General features: G+C 62.5%; 15 protein-coding genes. 5 read left to right on the top strand and 10 right to left on the bottom strand.

Going from position 1 to position 13,155, the window contains the following annotated elements:
* The first annotated feature begins 23 nt into the window (after window positions 1-23).
* Window positions 24-1,088 (top strand): bifunctional DNA-binding transcriptional regulator/O6-methylguanine-DNA methyltransferase Ada, encoded by a 1,065-nt coding sequence (gene ada, locus AC5QPF_RS23670; protein WP_494960146.1) that lies wholly within the window; start codon window positions 24-26, stop codon window positions 1,086-1,088.
* A 57-nt stretch (window positions 1,089-1,145) separates the two neighbouring features.
* Here ada and AC5QPF_RS23675 read toward each other — a convergent pair whose 3' ends face one another.
* On the bottom strand, window positions 1,146-1,400 hold the full coding sequence (locus AC5QPF_RS23675) for a DUF2790 domain-containing protein (RefSeq protein ID WP_494960147.1): 255 nt from the start codon (window positions 1,398-1,400) through the stop codon (window positions 1,146-1,148).
* Window positions 1,401-1,674: 274 nt separating this feature from the next.
* Here AC5QPF_RS23675 and AC5QPF_RS23680 point away from each other — a divergent pair, with 274 nt between their 5' ends.
* Complete coding sequence (locus AC5QPF_RS23680) at window positions 1,675-2,136, top strand: GNAT family N-acetyltransferase (protein ID WP_494960148.1); 462 nt, start codon at window positions 1,675-1,677, stop codon at window positions 2,134-2,136.
* Here the strand turns inward: AC5QPF_RS23680 and def are convergent.
* The 4 genes from def to AC5QPF_RS23700 form a co-directional block, all read right to left on the bottom strand.
* Window positions 2,088-2,627 carry a peptide deformylase gene (gene def / locus AC5QPF_RS23685; protein WP_494960149.1) on the bottom strand — a complete coding sequence of 180 codons (540 nt, stop codon included), beginning with the start codon at window positions 2,625-2,627 and terminating at the stop codon, window positions 2,088-2,090. The two genes, AC5QPF_RS23680 and def, sit on opposite strands and share 49 nt — an antisense overlap.
* On the bottom strand, window positions 2,617-3,591 hold the full coding sequence (locus tag AC5QPF_RS23690) for a YhjD/YihY/BrkB family envelope integrity protein (RefSeq protein WP_494960150.1): 975 nt from the start codon (window positions 3,589-3,591) through the stop codon (window positions 2,617-2,619). Before AC5QPF_RS23690 ends, def begins: the two co-directional genes overlap by 11 nt.
* A 136-nt stretch (window positions 3,592-3,727) precedes the next feature.
* Complete coding sequence (locus AC5QPF_RS23695) at window positions 3,728-3,907, bottom strand: CsbD family protein (protein ID WP_494960151.1); 180 nt, start codon at window positions 3,905-3,907, stop codon at window positions 3,728-3,730.
* 94 nt (window positions 3,908-4,001) lie between these two features.
* Window positions 4,002-4,427 carry a hypothetical protein gene (locus AC5QPF_RS23700; protein ID WP_494960152.1) on the bottom strand — a complete coding sequence of 142 codons (426 nt, stop codon included), beginning with the start codon at window positions 4,425-4,427 and terminating at the stop codon, window positions 4,002-4,004.
* A 166-nt stretch (window positions 4,428-4,593) separates the two neighbouring features.
* Here AC5QPF_RS23700 and AC5QPF_RS23705 point away from each other — a divergent pair, with 166 nt between their 5' ends.
* Window positions 4,594-4,971, top strand: coding sequence for a hypothetical protein (locus AC5QPF_RS23705; protein ID WP_494960153.1), 378 nt, complete (start codon window positions 4,594-4,596; stop codon window positions 4,969-4,971).
* On the opposite strand, the gene AC5QPF_RS23710 is transcribed toward AC5QPF_RS23705, so the two are convergent.
* Window positions 4,972-5,808: a S1-like domain-containing RNA-binding protein gene (locus AC5QPF_RS23710; protein WP_494960154.1), complete on the bottom strand. Its 837-nt coding sequence runs from the start codon at window positions 5,806-5,808 to the stop codon at window positions 4,972-4,974. It lies immediately after the preceding gene.
* Between the two features lie 165 nt (window positions 5,809-5,973).
* On the opposite strand from AC5QPF_RS23710, the gene AC5QPF_RS23715 reads away from it, so the two are divergent.
* The gene (locus tag AC5QPF_RS23715; RefSeq protein WP_494960155.1) at window positions 5,974-6,840 is read left to right on the top strand and encodes a DUF6279 family lipoprotein; all 867 of its coding nucleotides are present in this window, start codon (window positions 5,974-5,976) and stop codon (window positions 6,838-6,840) included.
* Between the two features lie 37 nt (window positions 6,841-6,877).
* Here the strand turns inward: AC5QPF_RS23715 and aceK are convergent, their stop codons facing one another.
* On the bottom strand, window positions 6,878-8,608 hold the full coding sequence (gene aceK / locus AC5QPF_RS23720; protein WP_494960156.1) for a bifunctional isocitrate dehydrogenase kinase/phosphatase: 1,731 nt from the start codon (window positions 8,606-8,608) through the stop codon (window positions 6,878-6,880).
* Between the two features lie 218 nt (window positions 8,609-8,826).
* Between aceK and AC5QPF_RS23725 the strand changes: the two genes are divergently transcribed.
* The gene (locus AC5QPF_RS23725; RefSeq protein WP_494960157.1) at window positions 8,827-9,747 is read left to right on the top strand and encodes an EamA family transporter; all 921 of its coding nucleotides are present in this window, start codon (window positions 8,827-8,829) and stop codon (window positions 9,745-9,747) included.
* On the opposite strand, the gene AC5QPF_RS23730 is transcribed toward AC5QPF_RS23725, so the two are convergent.
* The 3 genes from AC5QPF_RS23730 to cysK form a co-directional block, all read right to left on the bottom strand.
* A complete protein-coding gene (locus AC5QPF_RS23730) occupies window positions 9,692-10,573 on the bottom strand; it encodes an EamA family transporter (RefSeq protein WP_494960158.1) in 882 nt (293 codons plus the stop codon). The two genes, AC5QPF_RS23725 and AC5QPF_RS23730, sit on opposite strands and share 56 nt — an antisense overlap.
* Window positions 10,574-10,979: 406 nt before the next feature.
* Entirely contained in the window at window positions 10,980-11,915 is a 936-nt protein-coding gene (locus tag AC5QPF_RS23735) for an aspartyl/asparaginyl beta-hydroxylase domain-containing protein (protein ID WP_494960159.1), read from the bottom strand.
* A gap of 240 nt (window positions 11,916-12,155) precedes the next feature.
* The gene (gene cysK, locus AC5QPF_RS23740) at window positions 12,156-13,130 is read right to left on the bottom strand and encodes a cysteine synthase A (protein ID WP_494960160.1); all 975 of its coding nucleotides are present in this window, start codon (window positions 13,128-13,130) and stop codon (window positions 12,156-12,158) included.
* Between the last annotated feature and the right edge of the window lie 25 nt (window positions 13,131-13,155).

Raw genomic sequence — 13,155 nt, forward strand, 5'->3', positions numbered from 1 at the left:
GAACATGCCTCGGAGACAGATCCATGCGCCGCACCGACAAACCTGCCATCACCGAGTCCGACCCACGCTGGCAAGCCCTGCTGGCCCGTGACGCCAGCGCCGACGGCACTTTCGTCTACGGCGTGCGCACCACCGGCGTGTATTGCCCACCGTCCAGCAGCGCAAGGCGGCCGCGGATCGAGAACGTCGAATTCTTCGACACCCCGGCCGACGCCGAGGCCGCAGGCTACCGCCCCAGCCGGCGACGTGGCGGCGACCAGAGCGAGCTGGCGCGCCAGCATGCGGCGCAGGTCACCCGGGCATGCAAGCTGATCGAAAGCGCCGAAGTGGAGCCGAGCCTGAGTCAGTTGGCCGAACAGGTGAACATGAGCCCCTACCACTTCCACCGGGTGTTCAAGCGCGCCACTGGCCTGACCCCCAAGGCCTACGCCAGCGCCCACCGGGCACGCAAGCTGCGCCAGCAGCTGCACCACGCCGATTCGATCACCGAAGCGGTGTACGAAGCCGGTTTCAATTCCAATAGCCGCTTCTACGAATCGAGCAATGCCCGCCTCGGCATGACGCCAGGCACCTGGCGCGACGGCGGCGCCAACACCGACATTCACTTCGCCATCGCGCAATGCTCGCTCGGGGCGATCCTGATCGCGCAAAGCCCCAAAGGTATCTGCGCAATCCTGCTGGGCGACGATCCGCAATTGCTACTGCAGGATCTGCAGGACAAGTTCCCCAAGGCCAACCTGATCGGTGCCGATGCGGGCTTCGAGCGACTGGTGGCGCAAGTGGTGGGTTTCGTCGAAGCCCCCGCCATCGGCCTCGACCTGCCCCTGGACCTGCGCGGCACGGCCTTCCAGGAACGGGTGTGGCAGGCGCTGCGGGAAATCCCCGTGGGTAGTACCGCGAGCTACGCACAGATCGCCGAGCGCATCGGCGCGCCGAAAGCCGTGCGCGCGGTGGCCCAAGCCTGCGGCGCCAACAGCCTCGCCGTGGCGATCCCCTGCCACCGGGTGGTGCGCAGCGACGGGAATCTTTCCGGTTACCGCTGGGGCGTTGAACGCAAACAGCAACTTCTGCAGCGGGAAAGGCAATAAACACGCAATAAAAAGCCCTCCTGAAAAGAGGGCTTCTTATTTATCCAGCTATAACTTTCAGCCTTGGCTGCAACCATCCCCCATCACACGGTATTCGAGGATATGACGCTGGCCTTGATGATCTTCATAGACCATGGTGGCAGGGACAACTTCACAGACATTCGGAACTTTCGACAGGCTGATGACTTTGGCGATATCCAGGTCGGAACCGTAGCTGTACTGCTCTGCCGCTGGCTGCGCAGTAGCCGGCGCCTGTTCAGCAAGGGCGAGCGAAGACACTGCAAGTAATGCAACTGCAACTAATGCTTTCATGATCGTGGGCCTTTAAAGCAATCGAACCAACTGATTGACTTCATCTGCCAAGTGGCGCGGAGAAGTTGTCATTGCCAACTAACGGCATGACACGAAGTACCGATCCCATCAGGCGTTGTTTAGTGGGGATGCGCTCAGTTTACTGATCTGCTAACTTCGTTGAATCATCAAGCCTGACATTCACTGTTACCGATTCGGCAACAATACAGGTTGATCCTTACCCGATCGACTCGCATGGCATCCCCATCAAATGCCCGTCCCAGAGCCTTCGCCCGTGTCAGAATCGCCTCCGATCCAATGCAGCACACTGAGCGCCGCCGAGCGGCCGTTGCTGAACAAGTTCTATAAAAGCCAGTCCTCGCCGATGCGTGCCAGCGACAACGGTGTGGCCTGGGTGGCGCGTTCGGGAGAAATCATCGCCGCGCTCAACCTGAGCCCGGTGCCGGGCGGCCATTGGCTGACCGGCCTGCTCGTGGCCGGGCAATGGCGACGACAGCAGGTGGCGCGGCGCTTGATCGAGCAGGCCCGTCAACAGGCCGAGGGCTGCATCTGGCTGTTCTGCCATCCGGATCTGCAGGCCTTCTACGAACGGCTGGACTTCACCGTTAGCGAAGACATGCCCGCCATGCTCTGCGAGCGCCTGGCCCGCTACCGGCGCAGCAAGCCCTTGCTGGCAATGCTGCTGCCTCAGTCGTCGGCAGCCGGATCGAGGCCGGGAAACAGTACTTCGGTGTAGCCGAAGCGACTGAAATCGTGGATGCGCGACGGGTACAGGCGACCGATCAGGTGGTCGCACTCATGCTGCACCACCCGCGCATGGAAACCATCGGCGGTGCGGCGGATCGGCTGGCCCTGGGGATCGACCCCCTCGTAGAAGATGCTCTTGTAGCGACTGACCACACCCCGCAGGCCTGGCACGGAAAGACAGCCTTCCCAGCCCTCCTCCAGTTCGGTGCCGATCGGCGTGATCACCGGGTTGAGCAGGATGGTCTGCGGCACCGGCTCGGCATCCGGGTAACGCTCGCTGCGCTCGAAACCGAAGATCACCAGTTGCAGGTCCACGCCGATCTGCGGCGCGGCCAGGCCAACGCCGCCGACGTGGCGCATGGTCTCGAACATGTCATCGATCAGTTGCTGCAGTTCGGGACTGCCCAGCAGGCGTTCCGGGACCGGCGGGGCGAGGCGCAGCAGGCGCTCGTCGCCCATCTTGAGGATTTCACGAATCATGGGAGGTTCGGCTCACGGGTTCGGGTCCGGCTGCCGGGGCGTGATCGCGACCCAGTCCGGAATCCTCACTTGTAGCACGATCCACGCCGCCATCGCCGGGTTCTTTTTCCCCGGGATTCTTGCCTTCGCTGGACAGGTGCTCGATCGCCGCGTTCATCTCCGCGCCGAGCAGCAGCACTGCGGCGGAAATGTAGAAGTACAGGAGCAGGACGATGATCGCCCCGATGCTGCCGTACATGGCGTTGTAGTCAGCGAACGTTTTCACGTAGTAGCCGAAGCCCAGGGACGCGATGATCCACACCACCACCGCCAGCACCGAACCCGGCGTGATGAAGCGGAATTCCTGCTTCACGTCGGGCATCACGTAATAGATCAGTGCCACCGCCACCATCATCAGGATCACGATCGCCGGCCAGCGCAGCACGGTCCAGACCGTGACGATGATTTCCTCCATGCCCACCTGCGACGCCACCCAGCTCATCACCTGCGGGCCCAGCACCATGAGCGCGGCGGCGGCCAGGAGCATGCCGGCGATGCCAACGGTGTAGAAGATCGACAACGGAATGCGCTTCCACACCGGACGGCCCTCGACCACGTCGTAGGCGGCGTTCATCGCGCTCATCATCAGGCGCACGCCGGCCGAGGCGGTCCACAGGGCGATGACGATACCCACCGAGAGCAGGCCGCCTTTGGATTGCTGGAGCTGGTCGATCACCGGATTGACCTGTTCCAGCGCCTGCGGCGGCAGCACCAGTTCCGACTGCAAGCGCAGCCAGGAGAAGAAGTCCGGCAGGTGCAGGAAACCGATCAGGGCGATGAGGAACAGCAGGAAGGGAAACAGCGAAAAAAGCATCTGGTAGGCCAGTGCCGAGGCGTAGGTGGACATCTCGTCATCGAGAAATTCCTTGACGGTATGCACCATTACGCGGTGGACCGGCAGACCGCGTAGATGGGTAAGTCTCATTGGCGTCTCCTTGCACAGCCTGAAGCTCATTTACAAAACAGTCTAATAGACCCTGCACACAAGGTTGCGATTCCCTCTCGGGTGCAAAAAAAACGGCCATCCATGGATGGCCGTCTTCGCTTGGCCCGCAGGCCGGTCAAGGCTTCTTCACAGCATCCTTGACCTTGCCCACGGCTTGCTGGGCTTCGCCCTTCAGTTCCTGGGCCTTGCCCTCGGCGCGCATACGATCATTGTCGGTCGCCTTGCCGACGCCTTGCTTGATGTTGCCGACCGCTTCATTGGCCAGGCCTTTGACTTTGTCTTTGGTGCCACTCATGGGATTTCTCCTTGAAGGGAACGTCGGAATCGACAAAGGGTGGAGTGGCAGGCGAAGCGGAGAGTTTCATTTATTTTTTGGACGAGACCATAACTCACTCTTTTTCCGCGTAGCACTGGTTACGAAGATCTGCATCGCTGATGCTGCCACAGCCACCATTGCCCTGCTTTGCGTAGCAGTAATCGCGCTGGTCACTGTCGGAGATCGAACCACAACCGCCGTTACCGGTCTCTGCATAGCAAGCATTGCGCAGATCAGAGCGGCTGATGCTGCCACAACTGCCATTGCCCTGTTTTGCGTAACAGTAATTACGCTGGTCGCTATCGGAAATCGAACCACAGCTGCCGTTGCCGGTTTCGGCATAGCAGGCATTGCGCATGTCGGAATTGCCGATGCTGCCGCAACTGCCGTTGCCTTCCCGGGCATAGCAGTAATTGCGCTTGTCGGAGTCGTTGATACTTCCACAACCAGCCTGGGCAAACCCGCTGAACAGCAGCAACAATGCGATAAGTACGCGCATTTCATTCTTCCTGGAAAATGGGGCAGTGATTGTCGCCAAACGACGACATCAAATTGACATCAATCTGGAAAAAAGTTCCAGCCAGGACCTGCCGCCGCAGCTTTATGTTTCAGCCCATTGCCATCACAATACCCGGCCTTACCCAGCGTCACTTGCAGGACACCGCATGAAACTCGACAAGACCACCGCCATCGCCCGCCGCAACGAGGCCTTGGGCATTCCCGCCCTGGACAGCGACAACACCCTGTTCGCCGTGCTCGACGGCAAGCGCAGCCTGTGGTGGTTCGATGTGCCAGTGGCCTGGCTGCGCACCAATACAGGCTGGGTCAACCTGCTGCTGCACACCCCGGACGGCGATCAGTTGCAGCACCTCAAAGTGCCGAAGCGCTACCTGCGCTCGCACATGGAGCAGATGGAAGTGCGCAACCCGGGCAAACGCCGCTCGACCATCAGCATCGCCCTCTCGGCCGACCGCGACTCGCTGCTGCGCGACCTGCGCCCGGGCGGCGAAAACCTGGACTTCTCCGGTTTCCGCCAGCGCTGATCAGGCCAGTTCGATGCGGTTGTCGTGAATGACGATCTGACCGCTCTTGTACAAGGCGCCGATGGCCTTCTTGAAGTTGCCCTTGCTGACCCCGAACAGGTCGGCGATCACCTGCGGATCGCTCTTGTCGCTGACCGGCAGCACGCCGTCGGCGGCCTTGAGCCTGCTCAGGATCTGCTCGTGCAGGCTACCGGCGGCGGCCTCGCCGACCGGCTGCAGGCTCAGGGCAATCTTGCCGTCGTCGCGGACTTCCTTGATGTAGCCCTTCTCCTGCTTGCCCGAGCGCAGGAACTTGAACACTTCGTTCTTGTGGATCAGGCCCCAGTGCTGGTTGTTGATGATGGCCTTGAAGCCCATCGGGCTCTCTTCGACCACCAGCAGGTCCACCTGCTGGCCGACCCGGTAGTTGGCCGGGGTCTTGTCCAGGTAGCGATCGAGCTTGGCGGTGGCGGTGATGCGGCGGGTGCGGCGGTCGAGGTAGACGTGCACCACGCAGTACTCGCCGGCGCGCATCTGGCGTTTTTCCTCGGAGTACGGCATCAGCAGGTCCTTGGGCAGGCCCCAGTCGAGGAAGATGCCGATGCTGTTGATCTCGACCACCTTGAGGCTGGCGAACTGGCCGACCTGGACCTTGGCCTTCTCGGTGGTGGCGATCAGCTTGTCCTCGCTGTCGAGGTAGACGAAGACGTTGAGCCAGTCTTCGTCCTCGCTGGGCGTGTCCTTGGGGATGTAGCGGTTGGGCAGGAGAATCTCGCCATCCGCGCCGCCATCCAGGTACAGACCGAAGTCCGTGTGCTTGACCACTTGCAAAGTGTTGTAACGCCCAACTAAAGCCATCTTCGAAATCCTCGTTGCGAGGCGCGCATTCTACACCCGAACCGCAGCGATCGCCCGGCGCTTCGGCAGTTTCGCCCCATCAATCGGGACATTGGCATCGGGTTGAACCGCACTGGCCGAACCTGCTCTATAAAGACAGAGGAAGCCAATGCAAGGACTCGCACCATGTCCGCTCGTCTATCTCGCCGCCTGCGCCCGGTTCTGCTGCTGCTCGCCAGCCTCGTGCTGCTGTCCTGCACGCGCCTGGACCTGGCCTATCGCAACCTCGACGTACTGGTGCCGTGGTCGTTGAACGACTACCTGGACATGAACCGCCAGCAGAAGAACTGGCTCAACCAGCAGCTCAAGGAAGAACTGGCCTGGCACTGCAAGACCCAGTTGCCGGGTTATCTGACCTGGCTCGACGGGATCCGCGGGATGGTCACCCGCAACCAGGTCACCGACCAGGGCCTGCAGGAGCGAACCGTGGAAGCGCGCCAGGCGGTGGCTCGGGTCGCCGAACAGATCACTCCATCCGCAGCGCAATTGCTGCGCGGCATGGACGACGAACAGGTGCGCGAGATGCGCCAGAATTTCGCCAAGGATATCGAGGAGCGCCAGGCCAGGTACGTGGAGACGCCGCTGGCGCAGCAAGTCTTCGAGCGCGGCGAGCGCATGGAAAAGCGCCTGTCGCCGTGGTTTGGTGGCTTGAACCCGCAGCAGAAGCAGCGCGTGGCCTCGTGGTCGGCGCAGTTGGGCGAGCAGAACCGCGCCTGGATCGCCAACCGCGCGCACTGGCAGGCGCAGTTCAGTTCCTTGATGGACCAGCGTCACCAAGACGATTTCGAGCCTCGCCTGGGCCAGTTGCTCAAGGAGCGTGAGCGCTTCTGGACGCCGGAATACCGCGTTGCGTTCGCCAACACCGAGGCCCAGCTGCGCAGCCTGCTGGTGGACTTGATGGCCCAGAGCAGCGCCGAACAGCGCCAGCGCCTGGACCAGCGGCTGGGCAAGGTGAGGCAGGATTTCAGCGAGCTGAAATGCCTGAAAAGTTGACGTTGCTCGCGAAGGGCTGCAAAGCAGCCCCAACGGTTCAGGCAATCACCTCGTCCCGCCCCTTGCGCCGATAAGGGAACACATCGATCACCTTCCCCGCCCGAATCGCCTCCTGCAGCCCCTTCCAGTAATCGGCGTCATACAGCTCTCCATGCAACTGGCTGAACAGCCGCCGCTGGCCCATATCGGCGAACAGGAACGGCGGGAACTCCTCGGGGAATACGTCATGCGGGCCAATCGAATACCACGGCTCGCTGGACATCTCGTCCTCGGGGAAACGCGGCGGCGGGATATGCCGGAAGTTGGCCTCGGTGAGGAAGGTGATCTCGTCGTAATCGTAGAACACCACCCGACCGTGGCGGGTAACGCCGAAGTTCTTCAGCAGCATGTCGCCGGGGAAGATATTCGCCGCCGCCAGTTGCTTGATGGCCAGGCCGTAGTCGTCTAGGGCCTCGCGAACCTGGTCGTCGTTGGCGTTCTCCAGGTAGAGGTTGAGCGGGGTCATGCGCCGTTCGGTCCAGCAGTGACGCACCAGCACGGTGTCACCTTCCAGGCTGACCGTCGACGGCGCCACTTCCAGCAACTCGGCCAGGCATTCGGGCTCGAACTTGCTCAGCGGGAAGCGGAAATCGGAAAACTCCTGGGTATCGGCCATGCGCCCGACCCGGTCGACGCTCTTCACCAGGCGGTATTTCTCGATCACCGTGGCACGGTCGACGTTCTTCGACGGCGAGAAACGGTCCTTGATGATCTTGAACACGGTGTTGAAGCCCGGCAGGGTGAACACGCTCATGACCATGCCGCGCACGCCCGGAGCCATGATGAAGCGGTCGTCGGTGCCGGCCAGATGATTGATCAGGGCGCGGTAGAACTCCGACTTGCCGTGCTTGTAGAAGCCGATCGAGGTGTACAGCTCGGCGACGTGCTTGCCAGGCAGGATGCGCTTGAGGAAGCCGACGAATTCCGCCGGTACCGGGACATCGACCATGAAGTACGAACGGGTGAAGGAGAAGATGATCGACACATCGGCTTCATCGGTGATCAACGCGTCGATCTCGATGCCATGGCCTTCGCGGTGCAGCAGCGGGATCACCAGCGGCCATTGCTCGTCGCGGGTGAAGATGCGCCCGACCAGATAGGCACCCTTGTTGCGGTAGAGCACCGGCGAGAACAGCTCGACCTGCAGCGCCGGGTCCTTGCACACCCAATCAGGCAGGCTGTCGCGCAGTTGCGCTTCCAGCCGCACGAGGTCGCCTGGCAGGTCGGCGAACGGTACGTTGAAACAGTAGTCCTCGAAGACCCGCGCCAACAGCCCGGACAGGTGTCCTTCTGGGCGGTAGATACGGGTCTGCGCTGCGCGCTCGTGGGCGCGCAGCGACGGCCGGGTGGTGTGGATGAACATGCAGCCGTCGCTGATCTGGTCATGGCTGAACAGGCTGCAGAAGATCGAGTTGTACCAGGTCTCCGACAACTCGTCGTCCAGCCGCGGGTCGATCAGGTTGATGTAGGCGCTCTTCACCAGCGGCCACAGCGAGACGTCCAACAGCACGTCCTCGGCGAAGCGCTCGCGCAGGCAGGTAGTGACTTCGGCAACCTTCTCCTCGTACAGGTTGATTCGCGCCGCCGCGGCGCTCTGGATCTGTTGCCAGAGGGCTTTTTCAAAACGCTCGCGGGCACCGTCGGTGATCTGGCGAAAGTGCTCGCGGTAGTTGTCGAAACCATCGAGGATGGTCCGCGCGATATCGGCGGCCGGCCATTGCTGGGGCATGTCAGGACCTCTGGCGGGATGGGCGAAAGCCTGAGAGTAACCGCGGCGAACGACGCTGCACAGGGGCGGATCGGCCAAATCGGCAGCAGCGGGAAAGTGCAGTTTTTGCCAACCCGGCGACATAAAGCGCATGAACGGATTCAGCCGGCAAGAAAGCGGACGAGATCGCCACGGGTTTTCCCGTACACTCCCTCACCCGCCCCGAACCGGAGTCCGCCGTGAGCCCCATCGCCCTGTCCCGCCTGCTGATCCTCGCCGCCATCTGGGGTGCCAGCTTCCTGTTCATGCGCATCATCGCGCCGGTGCTGGGCACGGTGCCGACCGCCTTCTTCCGCGTGTCGATCGCCTGCCTCGGGCTGATCGCCATCCTTGCCCTGATGCGGGTGCGCTGGGACTTTGGCGGCAAGTTCAAGGTGGCGCTGGTGCTGGGGATGATCAACTCGGGCATTCCCGCGACGATGTACTCGGTGGCAGCGCAGGTGCTGCCCGCGGGCTATTCGGCGATCTTCAACGCCACCACGCCGCTGATGGGCGTGCTGATCGGCGCGCTGTTCTTCCATGAAGCCATGACCCTGCCCAAGCTGGCCGGAATCTTCCTCGGCCTGTTCGGGGTGGGCATTCTCAGTGGCGCGGGGCCGGTGGCGTTCGATGCCAGGCTGATGCAAGGGGCCCTCGCCTGCACCGCCGCCACGGCCTGCTATGGCCTGGCCGGCTTCCTTGCGCGACGCTGGCTGGACCAGCGCGGCGGCCTCGATAGCCGCCTGTCGGCGCTGGGTAGCATGATCGGCGCCAGCCTGTTGCTGCTACCGTTGTTCGCCTGGAGCGTTGCCACCCAGCCGCCTGCCAGCTGGGGTGGCTGGCAGGTGTGGCTGTCGCTGCTGGGCCTGGGCCTTTTGTGCACCGCCTTCGCCTACATCCTGTACTTCCGCCTGCTCACCGAGATCGGCCCGGTGAAAGCGTCCACCGTGACCTTCCTCATCCCTGTGTTCGGCGTACTCTGGGGTGCCTGGCTGCTGGACGAGCCGCTGTCCACCGCACACCTGTACGGTGGACTGCTGATCGGCCTGTCCCTGTGGCTGGTACTCAGGCCCGCGCCACGGCCCGTCCCGGCTGCCGGAAAACAAACAGCAGGCCAATGACGATCAGCCCCATGCCCAGCAGGCTGAGGGCCGCGAGACGGTTGCCGAAGATCAGGTAGTCCATCAGCGCGGTCACTGCCGGCACCAGGTAGAACAGGCTGGTGACGTTGACCAGGTTGCCACGGGCGATCAGGCGGTACAGCAGCAGGGTCGCCAGCACCGAGACCACCAGCCCCATCCACAGCACCGACAGTGTGAACTGCGGGGTGAGATGGATATCCAGCGGCTGGAACGGCGCGAACAGCGCACACAGCAGCAGCCCCGCCAGGTACTGCAATGGCAGGGTGCCGAGCGGTTCGCGGGTGATGCGCTTCTGCATGATCGAGCCGAAGGTCATGCTCGCCAGGGCCAGCAGGGCGAAGCCCATGCCGGCCCAGGACATGCCGCCCAGGCCGATGCCCTGCCAGACCACCATGACCAGCCCCGCCAGTCCCAGGCACAGGCCGAACACCCGGCTGAAGGAGCGCTGGCGTTCCATCAGGACTACGGTGAGGATCGGCTGCACGCCCATGACCGTGGCCATGATCCCGGGGGTGACCTTCAGGTTCAGAGCCAGCAGGTAGAAGATCTGGTAGGCGCCGAGCAATACCCCTCCGGTAGCCACGGCCTGCCACACGGCGCCGCGTTCACGGGGCCAGCGCAGGCGCAACAAAGGGCCAAGCAGCAACAACGCGACCAGGGCAAGAAAGAAGCGGACCAGCAGGAAGGCGAAGGGCGTCGCCTCGGCCAGTCCCAGTTTCGAGACGATCGCGCCGCTGCTCCAGAGCAGGACGAACAGGCTGGTGGTGGCCGCCGAGGCCACGGATGCTTTGTTGAAAAGAGACATGTGAATTGCCACCTGTAATCGGGCAAATGAGCCGAACGGTCGGGCTGCGTCGTGACAGCCGCCGTATTCAGAATCGCTGGGGGTGCAGCGGCCTCAGGCCACTACCACGCACGCCACGACGGCTCTTACAGGTGGAGACTGGCTGATGACCGGCTGCTGAATCCCGCGCACGACAACCACCGCGTCGGGCGCGGCAGGCAGTACTGGGGTTACAGGGGAAGCAGGCATAAGCGAGTCTTCGGTGAAGGGGAAGTGTCGGGGGACTATAGGCTTGGCCATTTGATAGCGCAAGCCTTGAGGGCCTTATCGCTGGCAAGCCAGTTCCCACAAGGATCTCCACGGCTCTCGAGAACACCGGAGTACCTGTGGGAGCTGGCTTGCCAGCGATGAGGCCCGAAAGATCACATCAGAACAACCAGCGATACAGCAGCCAGGCCACCACCACCGCCAGCACCGGCCGCAGCACGCGGTAGGCCTTGGGATTGGCTCGCTTGAAGGTCTTCACCCGGGCGCTGATGACATTGCTGAACTTCTTGCTCCAGGCATAGGCCTGGTTGATCCCGCCCACGCGCTCGTCATCGGTGTTCTGCGGCGCGGTGGCGCGACCGAGGAAGGCACTGACCTTGCGGTTGATCTTCGTCATCAAGGGGCTGCTCAGCGGCCGCTCGACGTCGCAGAACAGGATCACCCGGGTCACGTCGGTCTCGTTCTTCACCCAGTGTACGTAGGTCTCGTCGAACATCACGTCCTCACCGTCGCGCCAGGCATAGGGCTGGCCATCGACATAGATGCGGCAGTTGTCCGAGTTCGGTGTGGTCAGGCCCAGGTGATAGCGCAGGGAGCCTGCGAACGGATCGCGGTGCGGGTTCAGGTGGCTGCCGCCCGGCAGCAGGGCGAACATCGCGCCCTTGACGTTGGGAATGCTGTTGACCAGTTCGACGGTCTTCGGGCACAGCAGCTCGGCCGATGGCAGGGCCTTGTCGTACCACTTCAGGTAGAAACGCTTCCAGCCCTTCTTGAAGAACGAGCCGAAACCGGCATCGTTGTCCTTCTCGGCGGCACGGATATAGCCCTCATCGAACAGGTGCATGGCCTCTTCGCGGATGGTTTCCCAGTTGTTCTTCAGCACGTCCAGCTCAGGGAAGCGCTCACGGTCCAGGTACGGCTTGGACGGTACTCCGGAGAACAGGTACATCAGCGAGTTATAGGGCGCGAACAGGGCCGAATGGTTGACGAACTGGCGCAGCACCGGCAAGCGCGCCTTGCCGCGCAGGTGCACGAACAGGACGCTGCCGAAGAACAGTAGCAGCACGCCTGCCTTGGCGACAAAGGAAAAAGTCATTCAATGCTCCTGGAAATCTCGTTCAGGCTGGAGGCCGGAAATCGTCCATGATAAACCGAACAGGCCCCGGCAAGAACAACCGGGGCCTGATAGACAGTGTTGAGGATTTTGTAATAACCCCAGGTCTGATGCATTGCCCGGGATCAAGCTGTGAAGTCACTGGCCCTATCGCTGGCAAGCCAGTTGCTCCCACAGGGATCGCGCGATGAGGCCATCAATCACAACACAAAGAGCCTGTGCTTACTGCTGGTTTTCCTGATCGGTGAACAGGTCGCTGAAGAGCATGCTGGACAGATAGCGCTCACCGGAGTCCGGCAGGATCACGACGATGGTCTTGCCCTGCATTTCCGGCTTCTCGGCCAGGCGCACGGCCGCAGCCATGGCGGCACCACAGGAAATGCCACAGAGAATCCCCTCTTCCTGCATCAGGCGCAGGGCCATGGCCTTGGCTTCGTCGTCGCTGACCAGTTCGACCTGGTCGACGATCGACAGGTCGAGGTTCTTCGGCACGAAGCCAGCGCCGATGCCCTGGATCTTGTGCGGGCTCGGCTTGATTTCCTCGCCGGCACGGGCCTGGGTGATCACCGGCGAGGAGATCGGCTCCACCGCCACGGACAGGATCGCCTTGCCCTGGGTCTGCTTGATGTAGCGCGAAACACCAGTGATGGTGCCGCCGGTACCAACGCCGGCAACCAGCACGTCCACCGCGCCATCGGTGTCGTTCCAGATTTCCGGACCGGTGGTCTTTTCATGGATCGCCGGGTTGGCCGGGTTGTCGAACTGCGCCGGCATGAAGTACTTGGCCGGATCGCTGGCGAGAATTTCGTTGGCCTTCTCGATGGCGCCCTTCATGCCCTTGGCCGGCTCGGTCAGCACCAGTTCGGCGCCGAGGGCCTTGAGGACCTTGCGCCGCTCGATGCTCATCGAGGCGGGCATGGTCAGCACCAGCTTGTAGCCGCGGGCGGCGGCGACGAAAGCCAGGCCGATGCCGGTGTTGCCCGAGGTCGGCTCGACCAGGGTCATGCCCGGCTTGAGCTTGCCGCTGCTTTCCGCGTCCCAGACCATGTTCGCGCCGATCCGGCACTTGACCGAATAACCCGGGTTGCGCCCTTCGATCTTGGCCAGAATGGTGACGCCACGCGGGGCAATGCGGTTGATCTGCACCAGCGGCGTGTTGCCGATGGAATGGGCGTTGTCAGCGAAAATACGGCTCATGGCAGGGGGTCCTTTTGGCACCGAG

The organism is Pseudomonas sp. Con_6 (genome assembly GCF_059379395.1).